Source organism: Adlercreutzia agrestimuris (assembly GCF_943193125.1).
Classification (GTDB): Bacteria; Actinomycetota; Coriobacteriia; order Coriobacteriales; family Eggerthellaceae; genus Xiamenia; species Xiamenia agrestimuris.
This window is the reverse complement of the sequence record NZ_CALPCX010000004.1, coordinates 111,320-129,342: the sequence shown is the minus strand read 5'-3', so window position 1 is coordinate 129,342 and position 18,023 is coordinate 111,320. Positions and strand designations below refer to the sequence as shown.

The 18,023-nt window shown below is 49.3% G+C and carries 19 protein-coding genes and 1 riboswitch; all 19 genes read right to left on the bottom strand.

The annotated features are described in order from the left end of the window. Positions 1-34: 34 nt before the first annotated feature. Positions 35-445, bottom strand: a complete 411-nt coding sequence (gene atpC / locus NFR28_RS07435; protein WP_251179198.1) for an ATP synthase F1 subunit epsilon — start codon at positions 443-445, stop codon at positions 35-37. Further along, positions 446-1,900 (bottom strand): F0F1 ATP synthase subunit beta, encoded by a 1,455-nt coding sequence (gene atpD / locus NFR28_RS07430; protein ID WP_251179197.1) that lies wholly within the window; start codon positions 1,898-1,900, stop codon positions 446-448. Then, on the bottom strand, positions 1,901-2,797 hold the full coding sequence (atpG, locus tag NFR28_RS07425; RefSeq protein WP_251179196.1) for an ATP synthase F1 subunit gamma: 897 nt from the start codon (positions 2,795-2,797) through the stop codon (positions 1,901-1,903). Positions 2,798-2,810: 13 nt separating this feature from the next. Next, positions 2,811-4,382 carry a F0F1 ATP synthase subunit alpha gene (gene atpA, locus NFR28_RS07420; RefSeq protein ID WP_251179195.1) on the bottom strand — a complete coding sequence of 524 codons (1,572 nt, stop codon included), beginning with the start codon at positions 4,380-4,382 and terminating at the stop codon, positions 2,811-2,813. Then, positions 4,376-4,954 (bottom strand): ATP synthase F1 subunit delta, encoded by a 579-nt coding sequence (atpH, locus tag NFR28_RS07415; RefSeq protein WP_251179194.1) that lies wholly within the window; start codon positions 4,952-4,954, stop codon positions 4,376-4,378. Before atpH ends, atpA begins: the two co-directional genes overlap by 7 nt. Beyond that, positions 4,944-5,561, bottom strand: coding sequence for a F0F1 ATP synthase subunit B (gene atpF / locus NFR28_RS07410; protein WP_251179193.1), 618 nt, complete (start codon positions 5,559-5,561; stop codon positions 4,944-4,946). Before atpF ends, atpH begins: the two co-directional genes overlap by 11 nt. Before the next feature lie 52 nt (positions 5,562-5,613). Next, on the bottom strand, positions 5,614-5,832 hold the full coding sequence (atpE, locus tag NFR28_RS07405) for an ATP synthase F0 subunit C (RefSeq protein WP_275556979.1): 219 nt from the start codon (positions 5,830-5,832) through the stop codon (positions 5,614-5,616). 117 nt (positions 5,833-5,949) lie between these two features. Continuing rightward, positions 5,950-6,735 carry a F0F1 ATP synthase subunit A gene (atpB, locus tag NFR28_RS07400; RefSeq protein ID WP_251179192.1) on the bottom strand — a complete coding sequence of 262 codons (786 nt, stop codon included), beginning with the start codon at positions 6,733-6,735 and terminating at the stop codon, positions 5,950-5,952. Positions 6,736-6,765: 30 nt separating this feature from the next. Further along, positions 6,766-7,047 carry a prominin family protein gene (locus NFR28_RS07395; protein WP_251179191.1) on the bottom strand — a complete coding sequence of 94 codons (282 nt, stop codon included), beginning with the start codon at positions 7,045-7,047 and terminating at the stop codon, positions 6,766-6,768. A gap of 237 nt (positions 7,048-7,284) precedes the next feature. Further along, positions 7,285-7,761 (bottom strand): deoxycytidylate deaminase, encoded by a 477-nt coding sequence (locus tag NFR28_RS07390; RefSeq protein ID WP_251179190.1) that lies wholly within the window; start codon positions 7,759-7,761, stop codon positions 7,285-7,287. A gap of 18 nt (positions 7,762-7,779) precedes the next feature. Next, positions 7,780-8,415, bottom strand: coding sequence for a uracil phosphoribosyltransferase (upp, locus tag NFR28_RS07385; RefSeq protein WP_251179189.1), 636 nt, complete (start codon positions 8,413-8,415; stop codon positions 7,780-7,782). 106 nt (positions 8,416-8,521) lie between these two features. Continuing rightward, on the bottom strand, positions 8,522-9,778 hold the full coding sequence (gene glyA / locus NFR28_RS07380) for a serine hydroxymethyltransferase (RefSeq protein ID WP_251179188.1): 1,257 nt from the start codon (positions 9,776-9,778) through the stop codon (positions 8,522-8,524). Positions 9,779-9,855: 77 nt separating this feature from the next. Then, positions 9,856-10,305: a ribose 5-phosphate isomerase B gene (rpiB, locus tag NFR28_RS07375; protein WP_251179187.1), complete on the bottom strand. Its 450-nt coding sequence runs from the start codon at positions 10,303-10,305 to the stop codon at positions 9,856-9,858. A gap of 137 nt (positions 10,306-10,442) precedes the next feature. Beyond that, entirely contained in the window at positions 10,443-11,105 is a 663-nt protein-coding gene (locus tag NFR28_RS07370; protein WP_251179186.1) for an L-threonylcarbamoyladenylate synthase, read from the bottom strand. A 66-nt stretch (positions 11,106-11,171) separates the two neighbouring features. Next, positions 11,172-11,918 carry an ECF transporter S component gene (locus NFR28_RS07365; protein ID WP_251179185.1) on the bottom strand — a complete coding sequence of 249 codons (747 nt, stop codon included), beginning with the start codon at positions 11,916-11,918 and terminating at the stop codon, positions 11,172-11,174. Continuing rightward, a complete protein-coding gene (locus NFR28_RS07360) occupies positions 11,905-13,431 on the bottom strand; it encodes an ABC transporter ATP-binding protein (protein ID WP_251179184.1) in 1,527 nt (508 codons plus the stop codon). The genes NFR28_RS07365 and NFR28_RS07360 overlap by 14 nt, the downstream gene beginning before the upstream one ends. Next, positions 13,419-14,270, bottom strand: coding sequence for an energy-coupling factor transporter transmembrane component T (locus tag NFR28_RS07355; protein WP_251179183.1), 852 nt, complete (start codon positions 14,268-14,270; stop codon positions 13,419-13,421). Before NFR28_RS07355 ends, NFR28_RS07360 begins: the two co-directional genes overlap by 13 nt. 7 nt (positions 14,271-14,277) lie before the next feature. Beyond that, positions 14,278-15,267, bottom strand: coding sequence for a DUF4430 domain-containing protein (locus NFR28_RS07350; RefSeq protein WP_251179182.1), 990 nt, complete (start codon positions 15,265-15,267; stop codon positions 14,278-14,280). 17 nt (positions 15,268-15,284) lie between these two features. Next, positions 15,285-17,636, bottom strand: a complete 2,352-nt coding sequence (locus tag NFR28_RS07345) for a prenyltransferase/squalene oxidase repeat-containing protein (RefSeq protein ID WP_251179181.1) — start codon at positions 17,634-17,636, stop codon at positions 15,285-15,287. Positions 17,637-17,860: 224 nt separating this feature from the next. Beyond that, positions 17,861-18,010, bottom strand: a riboswitch (adenosylcobalamin (AdoCbl) riboswitch). Between the last annotated feature and the right edge of the window lie 13 nt (positions 18,011-18,023).

Sequence of the window (18,023 nt, the reverse complement as noted above, 5' to 3'; positions counted from 1 at the left end):
TCTTTAGCACTTGCACGCGTTCGCGCTGTGCTAACTATGCCGCATTGACGACGCGCAATTGCGTCTCGTACCAAACCTTGTCAGAAGCAAGTGTTGTTTTTGCTATCTCCTCTGCTGTAAGAGAAGCCATTTTGCCCTCAACAACAGCAAGGTTTTCGCGCACTGCGGTTGCATCAATCTCATCCGAGGAAACCGCACGATCAGCCAAAATAATTACCTTATCAGCGGAAACCTCAACATAACCACCTTGAAGCACATAGCTTTTGGTCTCACCTGAGCCAGCGGCCTTAATGCGTGCTTCCCCATCTGAAAGCACCGATACCAGCGGCTCGTGTCCCGCCAAAAAGCCCATCGAGCCTTCGGCGCCTGGCACTACAACCATCTCGGCTTCAACCGATGCGAGCTTTGCATCAGGCGTGACAATGTCGCACATAAAGCTAGCCATTTATGCTTCCTTCTTCTGCATAGCCTCATAGGCTGCGTAGACGTCTTCGATAGAGCCCTTCAGGCGGAAGCATTGCTCGGGGATATCGTCGCACTCGCCATCCAAAATGGCAGCGAAGGAGCGAATGGTGTCCTCAAGCTTTACGTACTTGCCCGGCAAGCCAGTAAACTGCTCAGCAACATGGAAGCACTGACCAAAGAACTGTTGTGCCTTACGTGCACGGTTAACGATTTGCTTCTGCTCTTCAGAAAGCTCGTCCATACCAAGAATTGCAATAATATCTTGCAAATCTTTGTAGTTTTGCAGCAGCTCTTGGATGCCTGTTGCTACACGATAGTGCTCTTCGCCAACAATTGACGGATCAAGAGCGCGTGACGTTGACTCAAGCGGGTCAACAGCCGGATAAATACCAAGCTCAGCAATGCCACGAGACAAAACGGTCTTAGCATCCAAGTGCGTAAAGGTCGTTGCAGGAGCCGGGTCGGTCAAGTCGTCAGCAGGAACATAAACTGCCTGCACTGACGTAATTGAGCCTTCCTTGGTTGAAGTAATACGCTCTTGCAAGTCACCCATCTCAGTAGCCAACGTGGGCTGATAGCCTACAGCAGAAGGCATACGACCGAGCAAAGCAGATACCTCTGAACCAGCCTGAGTAAAGCGGAAGATGTTGTCAACGAACAACAAAACGTCTTGACCCTGGTCACGGAAGTACTCAGCCTCAGTCAAACCAGCCAAACCAACGCGAAGACGAGCTCCAGGCGGTTCGTTCATCTGGCCATATACCAGACAGGTCTTATTGATAACCCCAGACTCGCTCATTTCCAAGTAAAGGTCTGTACCCTCACGAGTACGCTCGCCTACACCGGTGAATACTGAAGTACCACCATGCTCTTGAGCAAGGTTATTGATGAGCTCTTGGATGATAACGGTTTTGCCTACACCAGCACCACCAAACAGACCCGTTTTACCACCCTTTACGAAGGGCTCAATGAGGTCGATTGCCTTAATGCCCGTCTCAAAAATTTCGGTCTGAGTTGACAGATCGTCGAATGCCGGAGCCGGACGGTGGATGGGCATATAACCCTTAACAGGCGGCATGGGCTTCTCGTCAACAGGCTCGCCCATAACGTTCCAAATACGACCAAGCGTTTCAGGGCCTACCGGCATCATGATAGGATGACCGGTGTCTTGAACCTCAAGGCCGCGAACAAGACCATCAGTTGAACTCATAGCAACAGAGCGAACAATATTGCCCGGAAGCTCAGTTTCAACCTCAAGCATTACATTGATGTCACCCGCCGGCGTTTTAGCCTGCACCGTAAGTGCATTGTAAATCGTCGGCATTTGGGCAGGAGCAAACTCTACGTCCACAACAGGACCGACGATACGAACAATGCGTCCGACGCCGCCACGTGTGGCCTCAAGCTCCTCCTTTGTATAAATATGATCAGCCATTTATTCCTCCAAAGCAGCCGCGCCACCAACGATTTCCGAAATCTCGGTCGTGATAGCGCCCTGACGTACGCGGTTATACAGTCTGGTCAATGTTTCGACCATCTCGGTGGCGTTGTCCGTCGCAGACATCATGGCGTTACGACGGGCACCCTGCTCAGCAGCAGCTGAATCAATCAGCGCCTGATAGATGGTAGTACGCACATACGAAGGCAAAAGATGATCAAGAACGGCCTCAGCGCTTGGCTCAAAGATGGTATCACCCTCAAGTCGCGTTTCGTCAGCTTCAACAGCTTTTGTGTTCTTGTCTAATACCGACGTATCCACTGGAAGAACAATTTGTTGGCGAAGTTGCTGCTCGGCAGCGTTTTTCGCGTGGTTATACACGAGATACACTTCGTCAATTGTTCCTTTTGCGTATCCATCAATTGCGTAAGCAGAGATCTGTGCAGCCTCATCCATTGTGGGGTCAGCTGACAAGTTCGCAAAAGACAGCGACGGATTGACATGACGATAAGTCAAGTATCCGATTGCCTTTTTACCACACGCAATTACTTCAACCGATGCACCCGCTGCTTGCTTTTCGTGCATGAGTCGCTCCATTTGGCGCAACGCATTAGTATTAAAGCCACCAGCAAGACCTCGGTCAGACACAATCGCAATGATGAGAACATTTTTAACCTCATCATGCGTGCGCAACAACGCATTTTCAGAGCCACCTACACGCATGGCAACATTGGCCAACATCTCTACCATGGAATTGGCATAAGGCGTGGAAGCTTCAACGCGCTCATTTGCGCGACGAATCTTAGCGGCCGCAACCATTTGCATGGTACGCGTGATCTGCTTCGTCGAGGAGACAGAGTTGATACGCCGTTCTATGTCGTGAAGGTTTGGCATACGTCTACCTGCCTTACGCCGACGCCGCAAACTGCAGCTTGAAAGCCTCAATAGCTGCGGTTAGGTCGGTTTCAATTTCGTCAGTAAACTTCTGCTCCTTGTTCAGCGCATCGAAAATCTCAGGCTTTGAAGCATGGAGATAATCAATAAGCTCGCCACGGAAGCGCACGACATCCTCAACAGGAATGCTATCCAGATAACCATGTCCACCAGCAAAGATAGCTACTGCCTGATCCATTACTGGCATCGGGTTGTAGCGGCCTTGCTTAAGCAGCTCGGTCATATGAGCACCACGATTGAGCTGGTCTTGCGTTGCCTTATCAAGGTCAGAGCCAAACTGCGTAAATGCTTTCAATTCACGATAGGACGCCAAGTCAAGACGAAGCGTACCGGCTACCTGCTTCATAGCTTTCACCTGAGCAGAACCACCTACACGTGATACTGAAATACCTACGTCAACTGCAGGACGTTGACCCTGGAAGAAAAGGTCGGTCTGCAAATAAATCTGACCGTCGGTAATAGAAATTACGTTAGTCGGAATATAGGCAGATACGTCACCTGCTTGCGTCTCAATGATCGGCAAAGCGGTCATTGAGCCAGCGCCCATCTCATCAGACATCTTAACTGCGCGCTCCAATAAGCGTGAATGCAGATAGAAAATGTCACCAGGATAAGCTTCGCGTCCGGGCGGACGACGAAGAGTCAATGACATCTGACGATAAGCAACAGCCTGCTTAGACAGGTCGTCGTACACGATCAAGACAGCGCGACCCTTGTTCTCGGGGCCTGCGGGCTTACCATCTTCGCCGTTATAGACGAAGTACTCACCAATTGCAGCACCAGACATCGGGGCGATGTATTGCATAGGAGCTGAGTCGGATGCAGAAGCGTTAACGATAATGGTGTAATCCATTGCGTCATACTTCTCAAGCGTCTCAACAACACCTGCTACAGTAGATGCCTTCTGACCAATGGCAACATAGATACAAATCATATCCTTGCCTTTTTGGTTGATGATGGCGTCAATAGCAATAGCAGTCTTACCTGTCTGACGGTCGCCAATGATGAGCTCACGCTGACCACGACCGATCGGAATCATGGCGTCTACTGCCAAGATACCCGTTTGCATCGGCTCATGTACAGGCTTACGATAAATAACACCCGGAGCTTTGAATTCTACCGGACGAGTACCATCAGCTTTGATGGGGCCTTTGCCGTCAATCGGCATACCGAGCGGATTAACAACACGACCAAGCATTTCGCGACCAGAAGGCACCTCTACCAAACGGCCGGTCGTCTTGACGGTGTCGTTTTCTTTGATTGCCGTAACGTCACCTAAAAGTACGGCACCAACTTCGTCTTCCTCAAGGTTTTGAGCCATACCATAAACAGTCTGACCCTCAGAGTTGGTAAACTCCAAAAGCTCACCAGCCATTGCGTCTTTAAGACCATCAACGCGCGCAATACCGTCGCCAACTTGGATAACGGTGCCAACCTCGCGGGACTCCACGCTCGTACCAAGGGCATCAAGCTGTTTGCGCAGTGCCTCGTCAATAGACTTTGCGGTGATTTCAGTCACTAGCATTCACCTCCATCTGTTGAGTCTTTAAGCACGTTGCGAGCGTGTTCAAGCTGCGACACGACGCTAGCGTCAATGCGGCGGCCATTCGCACTCATCAATATGCCGCCGAGCAGGGATTTGTCGATATGCTCGCGCAATACAACAGTATGTCCCAGATCGGCTTGCGTTTTGTTAATAATGACTTCGCGCAAATGATCGTCAAGCTCTACGACGGTTGTTACGTCAACAACCACAACGTCAAGTTTGCGCTCCAGTTCAGTTTTGTAGCTATCCCATACGCGCGACAGCAACGCAAAATCCCCGCGTTCAGCCATAATGGCCAAAACCTCTACGAGAATCGGATCGGCTTGGGCGAAAACTTCGCGCGCAAGCGTTTTCCTCTGCTCAGGCGTATAAGAGCTACTCTCCATTGCATTGGATAGATCCATCTGCGAACGCACGATACCCAAAATACGCTCAAACTGATCGCGAATGATCAGAACCTTATCCTGACCACCCGCCTCATAAGCAGTATCAATCAGCACCGTAGCGTACGCGGCGATCTTTTCCTTTTGAATGCGGCGGTTATTCGGCATTGAAACTACCCGCCTCTTTCACGTAGCGTTCAATAATCTTGCGATGCTCTTCGTCAGAAAGATCCTCGCCAATAATTTTTGAAGCAACAGCCACTGACAGGTCAGCCATAGAGCCTTGCAGCTCTGCCAATGCGCTTTTCTTCTCCGCCTCAATAGCGGCATGAGCCTTCTCAATCATAGCAGCAGCTTCAGCTTGTGCTTTCGCGGTGATGTCAGCTTGCACTGCCTCGCCGGTCTTGCGTGCCTCTGCAACAATTGAAGAAGCTTGGTCTTTTGCCTCATCCAGCTGGCGCTTGTATTCAACAAGCACGCGTTCGCTTTCAATACGATTTTGCTCTGATTTCTCTAGAGCATCCTTGATGGTGTTCTCACGCTTCTCCAGCATTCCCTCAAACTTCGGCCAGCCAAACTTACCTAAGATGATGAGCAAAATGATGAAGGCCACAAGCATGGGGATGAACTCCAGCATGTCAGGCAAAATAGCTGAAATGCCAGCAGATTCCTCCTCGCTTGCGAACGCGAGCGCAGGGAAAGCAAACGTCGTGAAGCCTGCGGCTAACACGAGCGCGCCCAAGCGGGTTGATGCTTTTTTCGCTCTCATTTTCACGTGGTAACCTCCTAATAAGCCTTATGCGGCAACAGCAAATAAAGGCCAGAAGTTACACGATAAATGCGAGAACGAAGCCGATGAGTGCCAATGCCTCAGCAAGAGCAGCACCGATGATGAAGTTAGTGAACAGGCGACCAGCCAATTCCGGTTGACGAGCAGAAGCCATGCAGCAGCCATAGCAAGCGATGCCGATGCCCAGACCCGGACCGAACGTTGCAAGGCCATAGCCCACAAGCTTCAGAGCAGAAAGAGCGAGAGTCAGTTCCACAATTTCCTCCTTTTACTGTTTCTTGGGCCTTTCCCAAGAAACTCCAGCAAAAACTATCTCTTCGGCGCAGCTGCACCGATGAAACCAAACAGTAGTCGCACAGGCGACCTTTGCCACTTAGTGGCTTGAAGTTGCAAGCGAAATGTATACCGCCGATAAGATGGTAAAGACGTACGCCTGCAAGAAAGCAACTAGCACCTCAAGAGCATACATAGCAATCAAAAATGCCATGAAACCAATAGGCGGCAGAGCGAAAATGAAGTTTGCGTCTTGTATAGCGCATCCGATAAAGATGCTTGTTGCAAGGGCGAATACACCCAAAACCATATGGCCTGCAAACATATTGCCATAGAGTCGAACAGCAAGCGTCAGTGCGCGAAGCAGCATTGAGACAAACTCAAAGAACCAGATCACAGGCACCATAGGACCAGGTAAACCTGACGGAGCGATGGATTTGATGTAACCCCAACCACCGTGAGCTTTCACGCCCCAATAGTTAAAGTAAACAAAAGAGATGATTGCTAATGCCCACGTAACCGAAATGGTGCCCGTAGGAGTTTTGCAACCAGGGATCAAACCAACAAAGTTTGAGATCAAAATAAAGAAGAACAACGTAGCTAAGAAGGGAATATGCTTTTTATAGCCGTGCCCAATAGCACCCTCTCCCATATCTTTGCGTACAAACTCATAGCCATATTCAACCATGTTGACGAACTTGTTGTTTGGAACAAGCGTCAATCGTTTGCTTGCTCCCAGCACAATAGCAATAGTGATCAAGAAGCAAATAATCATCCAAAAGATATATTGCGTCATTCCAAACGAGCTGGTGCCAAATACGATGGCCGGATCAAACGAATGCTGCAAATGCGGGACGTTTTCAGCAAGTAAATCAAGCGGGTTCACAGAGATTGTCCTTCCATTGATCGGTGCGACTTAACGACGCAGCTGTTTTGTAATTCCAAAAATGGCTGCACAAACGCATAGTGCACCAACTTCACCCAATACATACGGAAGCACGACATCGCGCGCAAAAACAATGCACAAGATGGCAAAGACAAAGATAAGCACAAAGGAAAGCAGGACGCCCAGCATAAGAGCACCTGCATGACCGAGGTTGCTGGTCTTTGTTGCGTTTTTAGCAAGACGCCAGCCAAGCAACAAAGGCAAAAAACCCACAGTGCCAGAAACAATCCCTAAGATTACTGCTACAACCATATCTTTCTTCCGTACACACCATTTGGCCCTAAATTGCCAAACATACCCATAGTAGCTGTTTCGCTATAAGAGGTTGATCGAAAGCACCAAAAACTCACGCTTTTTCGGGTAAGCGGAACGTAATTGCAGCCAATTCTGCATAAAAACTGATCTCATTGTAAAAATAGCGTATATTAGCGGTAAGAATCATGTTATTTATTCAAGAAACAGCTTGCTTGCATATGCCTCGTTAATCAGCTATCCCTCAAAGACGCGCAGTTTGATGCCAGCTTCGCGAAGCATATCCATAGCAAGTTCGTCAGGATAAGGGTTCTGGTAAATGATTTCATCAATGCCAGCATTAATAAGCATCTTTGCGCAGACGACACAAGGTTGTGTATTGATATAAATAGATGATCCTGAAATATCTATGCCATAACGGGCTGCCTGAATGATGGCGTTTTGCTCAGCATGCAAACCGCGACAAATCTCATGTCGCTGGCCAGAGGGCACACCAAGCTGCTCACGCAAGCAACCCGTTTCTGAACAATGACGCAAACCTGAAGGCACACCGTTGTATCCCGTTGCCAGAATCCGACGATCTTTCACAATCACTGCCCCAACTGCTCGTCTTAAGCACGTTGTGCGCGTTGCAACCTCGTTGGCGAGTTTCATAAAATACTCGTCCCAGCTTGGGCGATTATCCACATCTGGCGATGCCGTCTCAAGCGTCATAACTTAACCCCTATCCGCTTACTTTGTTCCGAAAATGCGGTCACCCGCATCTCCTAAACCAGGAATGATATAGGCATGATCGTTAAGACCCTCGTCAATTGCGCAGGTATAGATTTCCACCTCAGGATCTGCTTTAAGCACCGCTTCTATTCCCTCAGGAGCAGCAACAAGCACGACAAGCTTTATCGTCTTTACTCCTTGTTTGCGCAGATACTGAATTGCAGCAACCGCAGAACCTCCTGTTGCTAACATTGGATCAACTACCATCACTTCACGTTGATCAATGCTATCAGGTAGTTTTGCATAGTATTCATGCGGTTCATGAGTTACCGGATCTCGGTACATGCCAAGATGCCCTACAAAAGTTGACGGCATGAGCTCTTGGATACCTTCTACCATGCCAAGGCCTGCACGCAAAATGGGAACAATTACCATCTTTTTTCCTGCAACCTGCTTGCAGGTTGTTTCACAAATGGGCGTCTCAACCTGGACATCTTCAAGCGCCAAATTGCGAGTTGCCTCATATCCTTCAAACATTGCCAACTCTTTTACGAGCTCGCGAAAATCCTTAGATGAAGTATTCTTATTGCGCAGCTTGGAAAGTTTGTGCTGCACCATAGGATGGTCAACTACTACAACGCGATCACTTGTCATGCCTGCTCCTCATTCCATTAAATACTCAAACACGTACCCAACACTCTACCACTGCAACACCTGAGCAAGGGAGACTTGCCCATCAGGGTGACACCAATTAGTAAAACTAATACGACAAGCCAGGATAAAGCGGATGCGCTGCCAGCAACTGCTCAACCTGCGTACGAATTTCTGCTAAACGCTCTTCGTTCTCCGCATTAAAAACGGTAGCGGCAATGCACAAGCCAACTTGATAGAAATCTTCAGCAGTAAAGCCACGTGTGGTAGCAGCAGCAGAACCAACGCGAATACCGCTGGTCACAAATGGCGAGCGCGTTTCATTGGGAATTGAATTCTTGTTAACCGTCAGACCAACCGACTCAAGAAGTTTCTCTGCATCTTTTCCTGTTACGTCTGCTGGTGTCAGATCAACCAAGCATAAGTGATTGTCAGTACCACCTGATACAAGGCGCAACCCGCCATCAAGCATACCCTGCCCCAAGGAAGCGGCGTTTTCAACCACATGATCGATATATTCGCGATAGCTTGGCTGCAAAGCTTCACCAAAAGCCACAGCCTTACCGGCAATAACATGCATCAAAGGTCCACCTTGCGCACCCGGGAAGACCGCTTTATCAATCTTTTTTGCAATCTCTTCATCGTTGGACAAAATGAAGCCACCGCGCGGTCCGCGTAACGTCTTGTGGCTGGTAGAAGTAACAACATCTGCAAAAGGTACCGGCGATGGATGCGCACCTGCCGCCACCAAACCAGCAATATGAGCCATGTCCACCATGAAATAAGCGCCTACCTCATGAGCAATTTCTGCCATACGCTCAAAATCAATCACACGCGGGTAAGCACTTGCGCCGCCGACAATCATCTTCGGGCGACATTCTTTTGCAATGCGCTCAAGTTCATCATAGTCAATAGTCTCAGTTTCAGAAGAAACGCCGTAGCTGACAATGTTGTAGAGTTTGCCCGAGAAATTAACAGGAGATCCATGGGTAAGATGTCCACCATGCGCCAGGCTCATACCTAGCACTGTGTCACCGGGCTCAATAAGGGCGGTATATGCGGCAAAGTTTGCATTTGCTCCACAGTGAGGCTGTACGTTAGCAAATGCAGAGCCAAACAGTTCACACGCTCTATCACGCGCAAGATCTTCAACGATGTCCACTTTTTCGCAGCCACCGTAATAGCGCTTACCCGGGTATCCTTCGGCATATTTGTTGGTAAGCACACTTCCAACGGCTTCCATTACTGCGCGTGAGGTAAAGTTTTCCGACGCAATCAATTCCACCGAGTCGCGCTCACGGCTCAACTCCTGATTAATGGCGGCCAAAACCGCTGGATCAGATTGTGCAAGATAAGTGTCTGCCATTTTTAGTCCTTCTCGAGTGCCGTAAAGTGTCTCACGGCGTCTTACTGATACATGAATGAGCCCGAAAACCCGTTTTGTCACTCACCTGTTTTTGAATCAAGTTCCATAATCTTTTCAACGCGACCCGCGTGCCGACCGCCGCCAAATTCAGTCGTCAAAAACGTCTCTAGAATCTCGCAATTCAGAGCAGGCTCCACGAAACGACCTGAAAGCGTAATAACATTTGCATCATTGTGCTCTCTACACAACGCAGCAAACTGAGGCGTAATGATATTTGCAGCGCGAATACCCGGAACTTTGTCAGCAGCAAGCGCCATACCAATACCAGTGCCACAAACAAGCACACCGCGATCTGCTGTCTTATTTGCCACATCTTGAGCCACAAGCACGGCATAATCGGGATAATCAACGCGATCATCGCAGTTCGGACCACGATCTATGACATCATGACCGCGCTCTAATAGATATCCCACCAGCAATTCTTTTTGCTCAAAACCCGCGTGATCACTTCCAATGCTAATGATCATGAAACCACCCTTCGCATACCTGTTTGAATTGGCTCAAATGAGCACACTTGCTCTATTGTAAAACAGGCACGTCTACACGCTCTGACGATTTCCATTTCGCACGAAAAAAGCCCTCTGGCGAAACAGTGCTTCAAAACTCAAAAGGATACGCCGCTTCGCACAAGCTCTTGACGCACAAGCTCTACTCGCGCACCTGCGCGCATGATTTGCGGCACATCTGAAGAAGCATCAACCACCGTAGAAGAAACACCTTCTGAAACAACATCCCATCCTGGAATGACCGCACCCGCCGAAGCGGCAATATGCGAATCAAGCGCATCATAAGAAGCTACATCTGGTGCACCTGAGCGATTCGCTGAAGTGGTGGCAAGTGGTGCTCCAAGCTCCTTGATAAGGCGCAGTGCATATGAAGAGCGCGGCATTCTAAGACCAATTGTGCCAGCATCAGAGCGAAACGCCTCAGGTACTGTATCGGCCGCCCGCACAACAAGTGTCAGATCTCCCGGCCAGAATTGCTGCGCCAAAATACGAGCCCACTCTGGTATCTCTTTGCCAAAGTGATACAGGTCATCCACACTTCCTACCAGCCATGCAATAGGTTTTCCGCGGTCACGCTGCTTGATGGCGTAGAGCACTTCAGGGGTGTGCGCATGAGCAACACTGATACCAAGCCCGTATACGGTGTCAGTCGGGAAAACCACCGCAAGACCTGCGCGCAACGCTTTTGTTGCGCAATCAAATGCGCACAATGGCTCAAACGATGATGGCATTGATTCACTCTCTTTTCCAAGTTGCTCCATAGCATCAACCACCTATCTCAAAGGTGTTTAACATCAAACAAAACTTTCCTTGCGCGATCATATCATTCAATCGACTAAAGCGTATTTGGTCTTGATGCGCTCAAGTTTTCGCTGCCAGGGTGCATATAAGAGTGCAAGGAAAACCACCGTTGCTACACCATGCACACCATCAAAAACCGCCGCAGCCGCAAAAGCACCTACAGCGCCCATCCAAGTAAAAGGATGCACAAAACCAACAACATACCACCCATTCAAAATGAGACCATACAGCAGAGCTGACAAAAAACCAAAGGTATAGAGCACACCCGGACGCTTCAAAAGCCCCCGATCAGCTGAAACCCCTGCAAGATACCCAATGAGACCCCACGCATACATCTGCCAAGGCGTCCAGGGACCTTGCCCGAAAAAGAAGTTCGATACCAAAGCAGCAAGGGCACCCACCATAAAGCCTGACCTGCGCCCAAAAACAGAACCAGCCATAATACAAATAGCAGAAACCGGTTTACAATCAGGAAGCGGTGCGCAAAGAATTCGCCCCGCTGCCGCAAGCGCAGCAAGAACTACGATAGGCATAATGTGGCGAAGGTGGGGCTTAGATGCTTCAAAGCCAGCGAAAAACAAACCAAGTGCGCAGAGCGCTACCATTACGCTCAAAAGAGCTGATTGCTCAATTTGAAAATATGCACAAAGACCTAAAGTAGCAGGAACGGCTATAAGCGCTCCAAGCTCACTGGCACTCTGAAGACGCTCCCGCGTTGGATGCTTATAATCACCTACATCCTTTGATCTATAAGACGCCTTACTCCTCTGCACAAACGCCTCCACTCATCAATCGAGCAAAAGCGTTATCACAAGGCTCGTAAAAAATGGTATCGGCAAAAAATTCCTGCGGTGTCATGGTAAGCGCATCTTGCCCATTAAAAAGCAATGTCACTTGATCTGCCAAAAGCTGCACAAAGGTCATATCATGTGTGGCAACAACCACCGTATTTCCTGCTTCTGCATAAGAAAGTATGGCGTCTGCCAACACAGCTGCAGCATGTGCATCAAGACCCTTCGTTGGTTCATCAAGCAAAAGCAACTCAGGGTTTGTCAGGAGCAATTTCGCCAACGCAAGTTGCTGCTGTTGACCGCCGGATAAATCATAGGGATGCACCTCAAGCTGAGATTCCAGGCCAAAACGTTTCGCCCATGCCATCCACTCATCAAAGGTATACCCACACGCTTCTTGCCACTCAGTGAGCTCCTCAGAAACGCTGTCGCATACAAATAACGCTTTAGGATTTTGCGGCAGATAGGCTTGTTTTGCCTTAAGCGTGTTTTTCACACGTCCTGAAAGCGGCTTGATGACACCAGCAAGCGTTTTCAGAAGCGTGGTTTTTCCTGCGCCATTGCCCCCAATTAACGCATGAAGACTTCCCTTTCTCACACTAATGCAACACTCATCTAATACAAGTGAAGAGGACTGCGAATACCGAACACTAACATTGTGCGCGCTTACCACTTCAAGTGCGTCTTCAAGCGCACCTACCCCCTGGCTGCCATTTTGTGTAGAGCTGCGCAAACTCAATACCGGCTGCTCACCTGCTTTGAGATCTGCAAGATCAAGGGGCACCACAGCGCCTTCAGTAAGCCTCACTGCGCTTGTTGCATAATCAACCATAGTCTCAGGATTATGCGTGGCCACCACTACCGTAATACCAAGCTCTCGATTAATGCGAAAAAGCGCATGCAAGAAATTCTTTTCCACAACCGGATCGAGCTGGGCTGTTGGTTCGTCGAGCACCATAAGCTGCGGGCGCAACGCCACCATGCTCGCCAGACAAACGATTTGTTTTTGGCCACCCGATAGTTCATCAATGCGCTTGTTAAACCATGCTTCAATCCCAAAGAAATGCGCGACTTCTGCCACTCGTTTACGCATAGTTGCTTGGTCTGTCCCAAGGTTTTCAAGCCCAAATGCAAGCTCATGCCACACGCTGTCGCATACCAGTTGGCTTTCAGGACTTTGCGAAACATAACCAACGCGTGGGTTAAACACCCCATGAGAAGCATCGGTATATATCTCATCCCACACACTCAACGAGCCCGTCAAAGTGCCCACAGGAGTAAGTGCCGGTTGCAAACAACGCAATAGCGTACTTTTGCCGCTCCCTGTATCTCCCACTATCAGCTGAAACGCACCCGCACTAACCTCCCAGTTCAGCTTATTAAGCACTTGCGTTCCATCGGGATATAAAAACGAAAGATCATGCGCACAAATTGCAGAGTACTTCTCAGAAGAAGAGGGCTTCGTCTGCGTCGAGTTTATGTCTATCGGTTGCATGCGCAGCGCTCCTTTATCACCACAAAGCTTGGTGCGAAAAACAACACCGCACTCCATACATGCCACATACTTGGCGACACATTCATGACAGGATAAAAATGAAAACTGGAGACATTTAAAAGAGCACCCACACCACTCAATCCTAACAGCGCCACTACTACACCCAAACACAACGCATCTGTTCGTCCAAAAACAAAGCGCTTATACGTTGTGCGCACCGGTGCATATCCCCACCCACGCGCTTTCATGGCATATGCCGTTTCAAGCGAATCCTCCAACGTCCAACCTGCCAGCACGCTCAAGTGGCGAAACTGTGCTTGCAGAGGTTGAGACCTCTGTGCGGATGCGGCGCTGCATGCTTGATGTACTTCATCAATTTCGTGCCCTTGACGAACAAACTGAGGGATAAGACGACCAATCATAGAGATCATAATGGCAAGCGTTGGGGCGCGATTACCAAAAACCGTTTCCACCTTTTCGCTTGTCAAAAGCGAAGCAAAATCCCAAAACCACACCATGACCGCCATCAACAGCGCCCCCATGCAAAGCCCAAAAAGCAAGCTTTCTAAATAAAAAGCACGCATGCCAATACGAAAGAGTTCAGTTGATCCGGTAGACGAAAGCAAGAAATTCGCCACCGCAATTACCCCTACGCATACCAACTGCCAGCGCACAAATTGAAGCATTGGGCGCCAACCGCGCGTCAGCACACCAAAGGAGCACGCACCGCACAGTGAAAGCGCAATTGAAATCGGTTCAAGCGAAAGCATAGACAAAACAAGTACGCCAGCCATATATACAACCAGCACTAAAGGATGTAGGTGCTCAAGGAATCTCATGGCCTATCTACAAGTCTCCGCCCAGGTCAATTGTGTAAATCCACGTTACCGTATCACCGTTTTGCACGTACGCACTATTGCATCCAACAGATGGCGAAGCACCGTTAACAAAATAGAGCCACCCTGAACCACTCCCACACGCAAATTCAGACAGACCACCAATGGAGGAAACGTAAGAAGAGCTCCCCCCAACAGCAACCCCAGTTGCACAAAGTGCGTCATATACACTTGCCCCTTCGCGCAGCTCAACTGTCCCCCCTCCAAGCGATGACGGGTAGCCAAAAGGCACCGCGCGCGAACTATCAATGGCAACATGTACCGTGATAGTTGCAGGTTGCTCGGGCTTTGACACAGGTGTCTCTGGCTCTGGTGCTGGTGCCGAAGCTGCCTGCTGAGACGCAGGTTTATTGTCTGCACTCGCTTCATATGAGGATCCAGAATCTTCTGATGATGCTTTGTGTGATGCGTCATTTTGTTCGTCGCTTGTGTCAGGCGCACCACCCGGTGAGTCATCTCCAGTAACCGTATTTTGCGTAGATGCGTTTTGTGAGGTTTCATCTTGGCCCGACGTGTCTTCTGATCCCCCATCGGTTATACCTCCGGGCACCGTATCAGATGGCTTGTCCGCTTCAGTATCATCTTGAGCAGTGCCGGAAGAATCAGCATCTGTTTTGGACTTGCTCATGCTGCCTTGTGCCTGCTTGTCCGCATCCTGAGACTTGCTTTGTGTGTCCGAGTCAGAAACAGTTTCGGTGGGCGCAGCCAACTTAAGTGAAGCTGCATCGTCTTGTGCGCCTTTACCACCCAAACAAATACCACAAACCCCCAGCACCACCACAGCTGCAACCACGACACACGCCACAACTGCCGTGCGCCTTTGACGGTGTTGGTTGCTTGTTTCCGTAGTACTTTTTTCTTCGCTTGATGCTTCTAAATCTGAAGCAAGCGGAGGGGCAACTCTTTGCTCTTGAGGCTGGGGGGTTTGTGAGTCTGTCATATCGCAACCGTTCTTTATTAATCGTGCGTCTTAAGCGTGTCAGCCAAGCGCAGCTTTCGCAAACGCAATGCCGCCACGCAAGTTGCTCCGAGAGCACACATCGCCAGCAACGCCACACCAGCACTTACAGTATGATCACCAGTAGCGGGCATAGAAGCGGCTACCAATTTCTGATCCGCTGATTCTGATCCTTTTTGTGTATCAGAAGACGGCGAAGCCTCAGTTTTGTACTCTGGCGTTGTTTGCGGTGTTTTGTCTCCGCCTTCGCCATCAATAAACGAGTCGTCAGGAATTGCAGCCTGCCCCAAACGCGCTTGAGTATAGATGTTGTAAGGCAACCCCGTATTTTTGAATCCGCGATATGCCACCAGCGCGCGGAAGCCCTGCTCTGTAGCACCAGGATTGAGCTGTCCCGCGTAAACAAAACCATCATTTTGTGCCGACGCTTGACCCAGCAGCGCCGAAAGCGGCGTTGCTCCTGATTTAGTCACCCAATCGGTTGCCGGGTCTATCCCGACAGCACAAAGAGCAATAACTGCCATGGCAGTTGAGTTCGCATTTGTGGCAGGATCAACACCAAATCCCGTCGCGCCAAAACCGCCATCTTCGTGCTGCAATCCGTGTAGTGCATCTATGGCTCGACCTAAAGCTTTCGCTGCAGGCGCAGATGTTTTTTGATAAGGAGCCAAGGCGGCAATTACCATTGCAGTTACATCCGCATCAGCTGATGCTCCACGATAAGAGAAGCCACCATCAGGAAGCTGGTTTTTCAAAAGAGCTGCAATAAGCTCATCTTGAGTAAGTGCAGCGGTGGTAGGAACTTCATAGGGCCCACTTGCGTATGCCAAAAGGGTAAACGCCTGCACTGTTACCGGGGATGACGCGGTTACACGCTGAGCCATCTCATCTACCGCATTGAATACTCCCTGCCCATCGGGCACCTTTGTTGCGTCTTCGCCCACAGCCGTAAGCGCCAAAATTGTGCGCTGATACGCAGTCATTGCATTATCTGCGGCGGGTTCCTTCATAGCCAACGCAGCCGAATTTACAAAACCTAAGACATCAACATCTTCTGTTCTACCAAGCGCAGCCATATCCATGACTTGCCAAGCATCCTGAGTTTTTGCATAAGTGGAAGCAATAGTGGCAATAAGAGTATCTACGCAAGCTTGATCAATGGCATCGGGTGAAAGTGTCTCAGTAGGAGGCGTTGGAGTAATGGTGGGTTGGTTGCCTTCTCCCTCATTTCCTGGAGTTTTGTCATCTGCGGCTCCAGGAGCCTGTGATGCATAAAACTCATTCCAGCTGTGAGGGACAGCTGCACTGCTCAACGAATTCCATGCAAACTGATAACTCTTCTGATCTTGCAGCTTAATTTCGGAAAAAGACGTATCAGCATACGCACCATCATTAAAAATTGACCAGTATAAACTCGCCGAATAGTCAGCGCTATTCCAACCCGCTAAGGTAACACCGTCTTTAGAGGTTAGAGCGTTCAAATACAAACCGCCATAGCTTGAGTTTGTTGCTTCATATGAGTCTATGTCTTTTGTAGTTTGGGCATACGCAAGTAAGTCTTGCATGGTAAGCGTTGCAAGCGTCTTAGTAGGATCTTTGGCTTGCGCATCTGAGAGTACATCAGCTAATCCGTAGCGTTTGTTAACCCAAGTAGGATAGGTGACCTTGCCCGTTGTATAATCTGTCTGTGATCCTGCAACGATAGTCAGGGTCACTTGACCTTGGGAAGCATCAGCACCCGCCTGCAGCGTCTGTGCGGGATTATCTGCATAAAATGCCGCCCAATTATCAGGACAAACTGCCGAAGTGTACGTATCCCAAGCAAACTGATAAGCGTGATTTGCTTTGAGCGTTACTAGATCAAATGCCAAAGGCGTCTGTACACCATCTTCAAGAACCGACCAGAACTGGCTCAAATCGTAGTTTGGCGAATCCACGCCGGCATATGTCTCATCCTGCTTTGAAGTAATGGATACAAGATAACTCCCACCAAACGAAGAGGGCAGCGCTTCGTATCCACATAAATCTCCCGCTTGCACCGCCGCATCAAGCAAATCTTGCATAGTAAGCGTATCTAAGGTGCGATCTGTCCTTCCCGACGCATGGGCGGCAGCTAATACATCATCAAGGGTGTAATACTTGTTGACCCAGGTGACATACGTGGTTTCATTGGTGGTCCAATCCGTCTGAGTTCCCGCCATAACAGTGAGTACAACCTGGGCTTTTTCTGCATTATCTGCCTGAACGCTTGGCGTAAAAGATGCCCTTTCTTCAGGCTGCGCCCAAGCGTATGAAGGAACACATGACACGCATAACACGCAGGCAAGCAAACCAGCTATAAGTTTGCTCATCACCCCTTTGTTTCGCTGCAAATTAATCACCGTTTGTTTCTCCTTTCGTCTCTCCCTTTGAAACAAGACGGCGAAAATGTACAGATCAACTCAAGAGGCTGTACACAAAAAAGCTGCGTGCACCTGCCATATAACGACAGGCACACGCAGCCCGTATTCGCCACGCTTATAAGCCAGCAACAATAAGTAACCCTATAACACAATGGGTCTTCTTGTCTTAAGCTGGGTAGCACTCGCAGTATGCCGCCGCTTGTGCTCACACGCTTCCTGTAAAGTATTCTGGCTGATGAGCTTTTAAAATGCTCAATCACAGTGGCGGTACCGTGCGGGACTCTCACCCGACTTCCCTTTATCAGGATGTCTTGTTAGTGGGGGTAAGTATACCAT

Bases quoted from the DNA above. Each gene is read 5' to 3' on its own strand.
- atpC (WP_251179198.1), bottom strand. From the start codon at position 445: ATGGCTAGCTTTATGTGCGACATTGTCACGCCTGATGCAAAGCTCGCA.
- atpD (WP_251179197.1), bottom strand. From the start codon at position 1,900: ATGGCTGATCATATTTATACAAAGGAGGAGCTTGAGGCCACACGTGGC.
- atpG (WP_251179196.1), bottom strand. From the start codon at position 2,797: ATGCCAAACCTTCACGACATAGAACGGCGTATCAACTCTGTCTCCTCG.
- atpA (WP_251179195.1), bottom strand. From the start codon at position 4,382: ATGCTAGTGACTGAAATCACCGCAAAGTCTATTGACGAGGCACTGCGC.
- atpH (WP_251179194.1), bottom strand. From the start codon at position 4,954: ATGCCGAATAACCGCCGCATTCAAAAGGAAAAGATCGCCGCGTACGCT.
- NFR28_RS07395 (WP_251179191.1), bottom strand. From the start codon at position 7,047: ATGGTTGTAGCAGTAATCTTAGGGATTGTTTCTGGCACTGTGGGTTTT.
- NFR28_RS07390 (WP_251179190.1), bottom strand. From the start codon at position 7,761: ATGACGCTTGAGACGGCATCGCCAGATGTGGATAATCGCCCAAGCTGG.
- upp (WP_251179189.1), bottom strand. From the start codon at position 8,415: ATGACAAGTGATCGCGTTGTAGTAGTTGACCATCCTATGGTGCAGCAC.
- glyA (WP_251179188.1), bottom strand. From the start codon at position 9,778: ATGGCAGACACTTATCTTGCACAATCTGATCCAGCGGTTTTGGCCGCC.
- rpiB (WP_251179187.1), bottom strand. From the start codon at position 10,305: ATGATCATTAGCATTGGAAGTGATCACGCGGGTTTTGAGCAAAAAGAA.
- NFR28_RS07370 (WP_251179186.1), bottom strand. From the start codon at position 11,105: ATGGAGCAACTTGGAAAAGAGAGTGAATCAATGCCATCATCGTTTGAG.
- NFR28_RS07360 (WP_251179184.1), bottom strand. From the start codon at position 13,431: ATGCAACCGATAGACATAAACTCGACGCAGACGAAGCCCTCTTCTTCT.
- NFR28_RS07355 (WP_251179183.1), bottom strand. From the start codon at position 14,270: ATGAGATTCCTTGAGCACCTACATCCTTTAGTGCTGGTTGTATATATG.
- NFR28_RS07350 (WP_251179182.1), bottom strand. From the start codon at position 15,267: ATGACAGACTCACAAACCCCCCAGCCTCAAGAGCAAAGAGTTGCCCCT.
- NFR28_RS07345 (WP_251179181.1), bottom strand. From the start codon at position 17,636: ATGAGCAAACTTATAGCTGGTTTGCTTGCCTGCGTGTTATGCGTGTCA.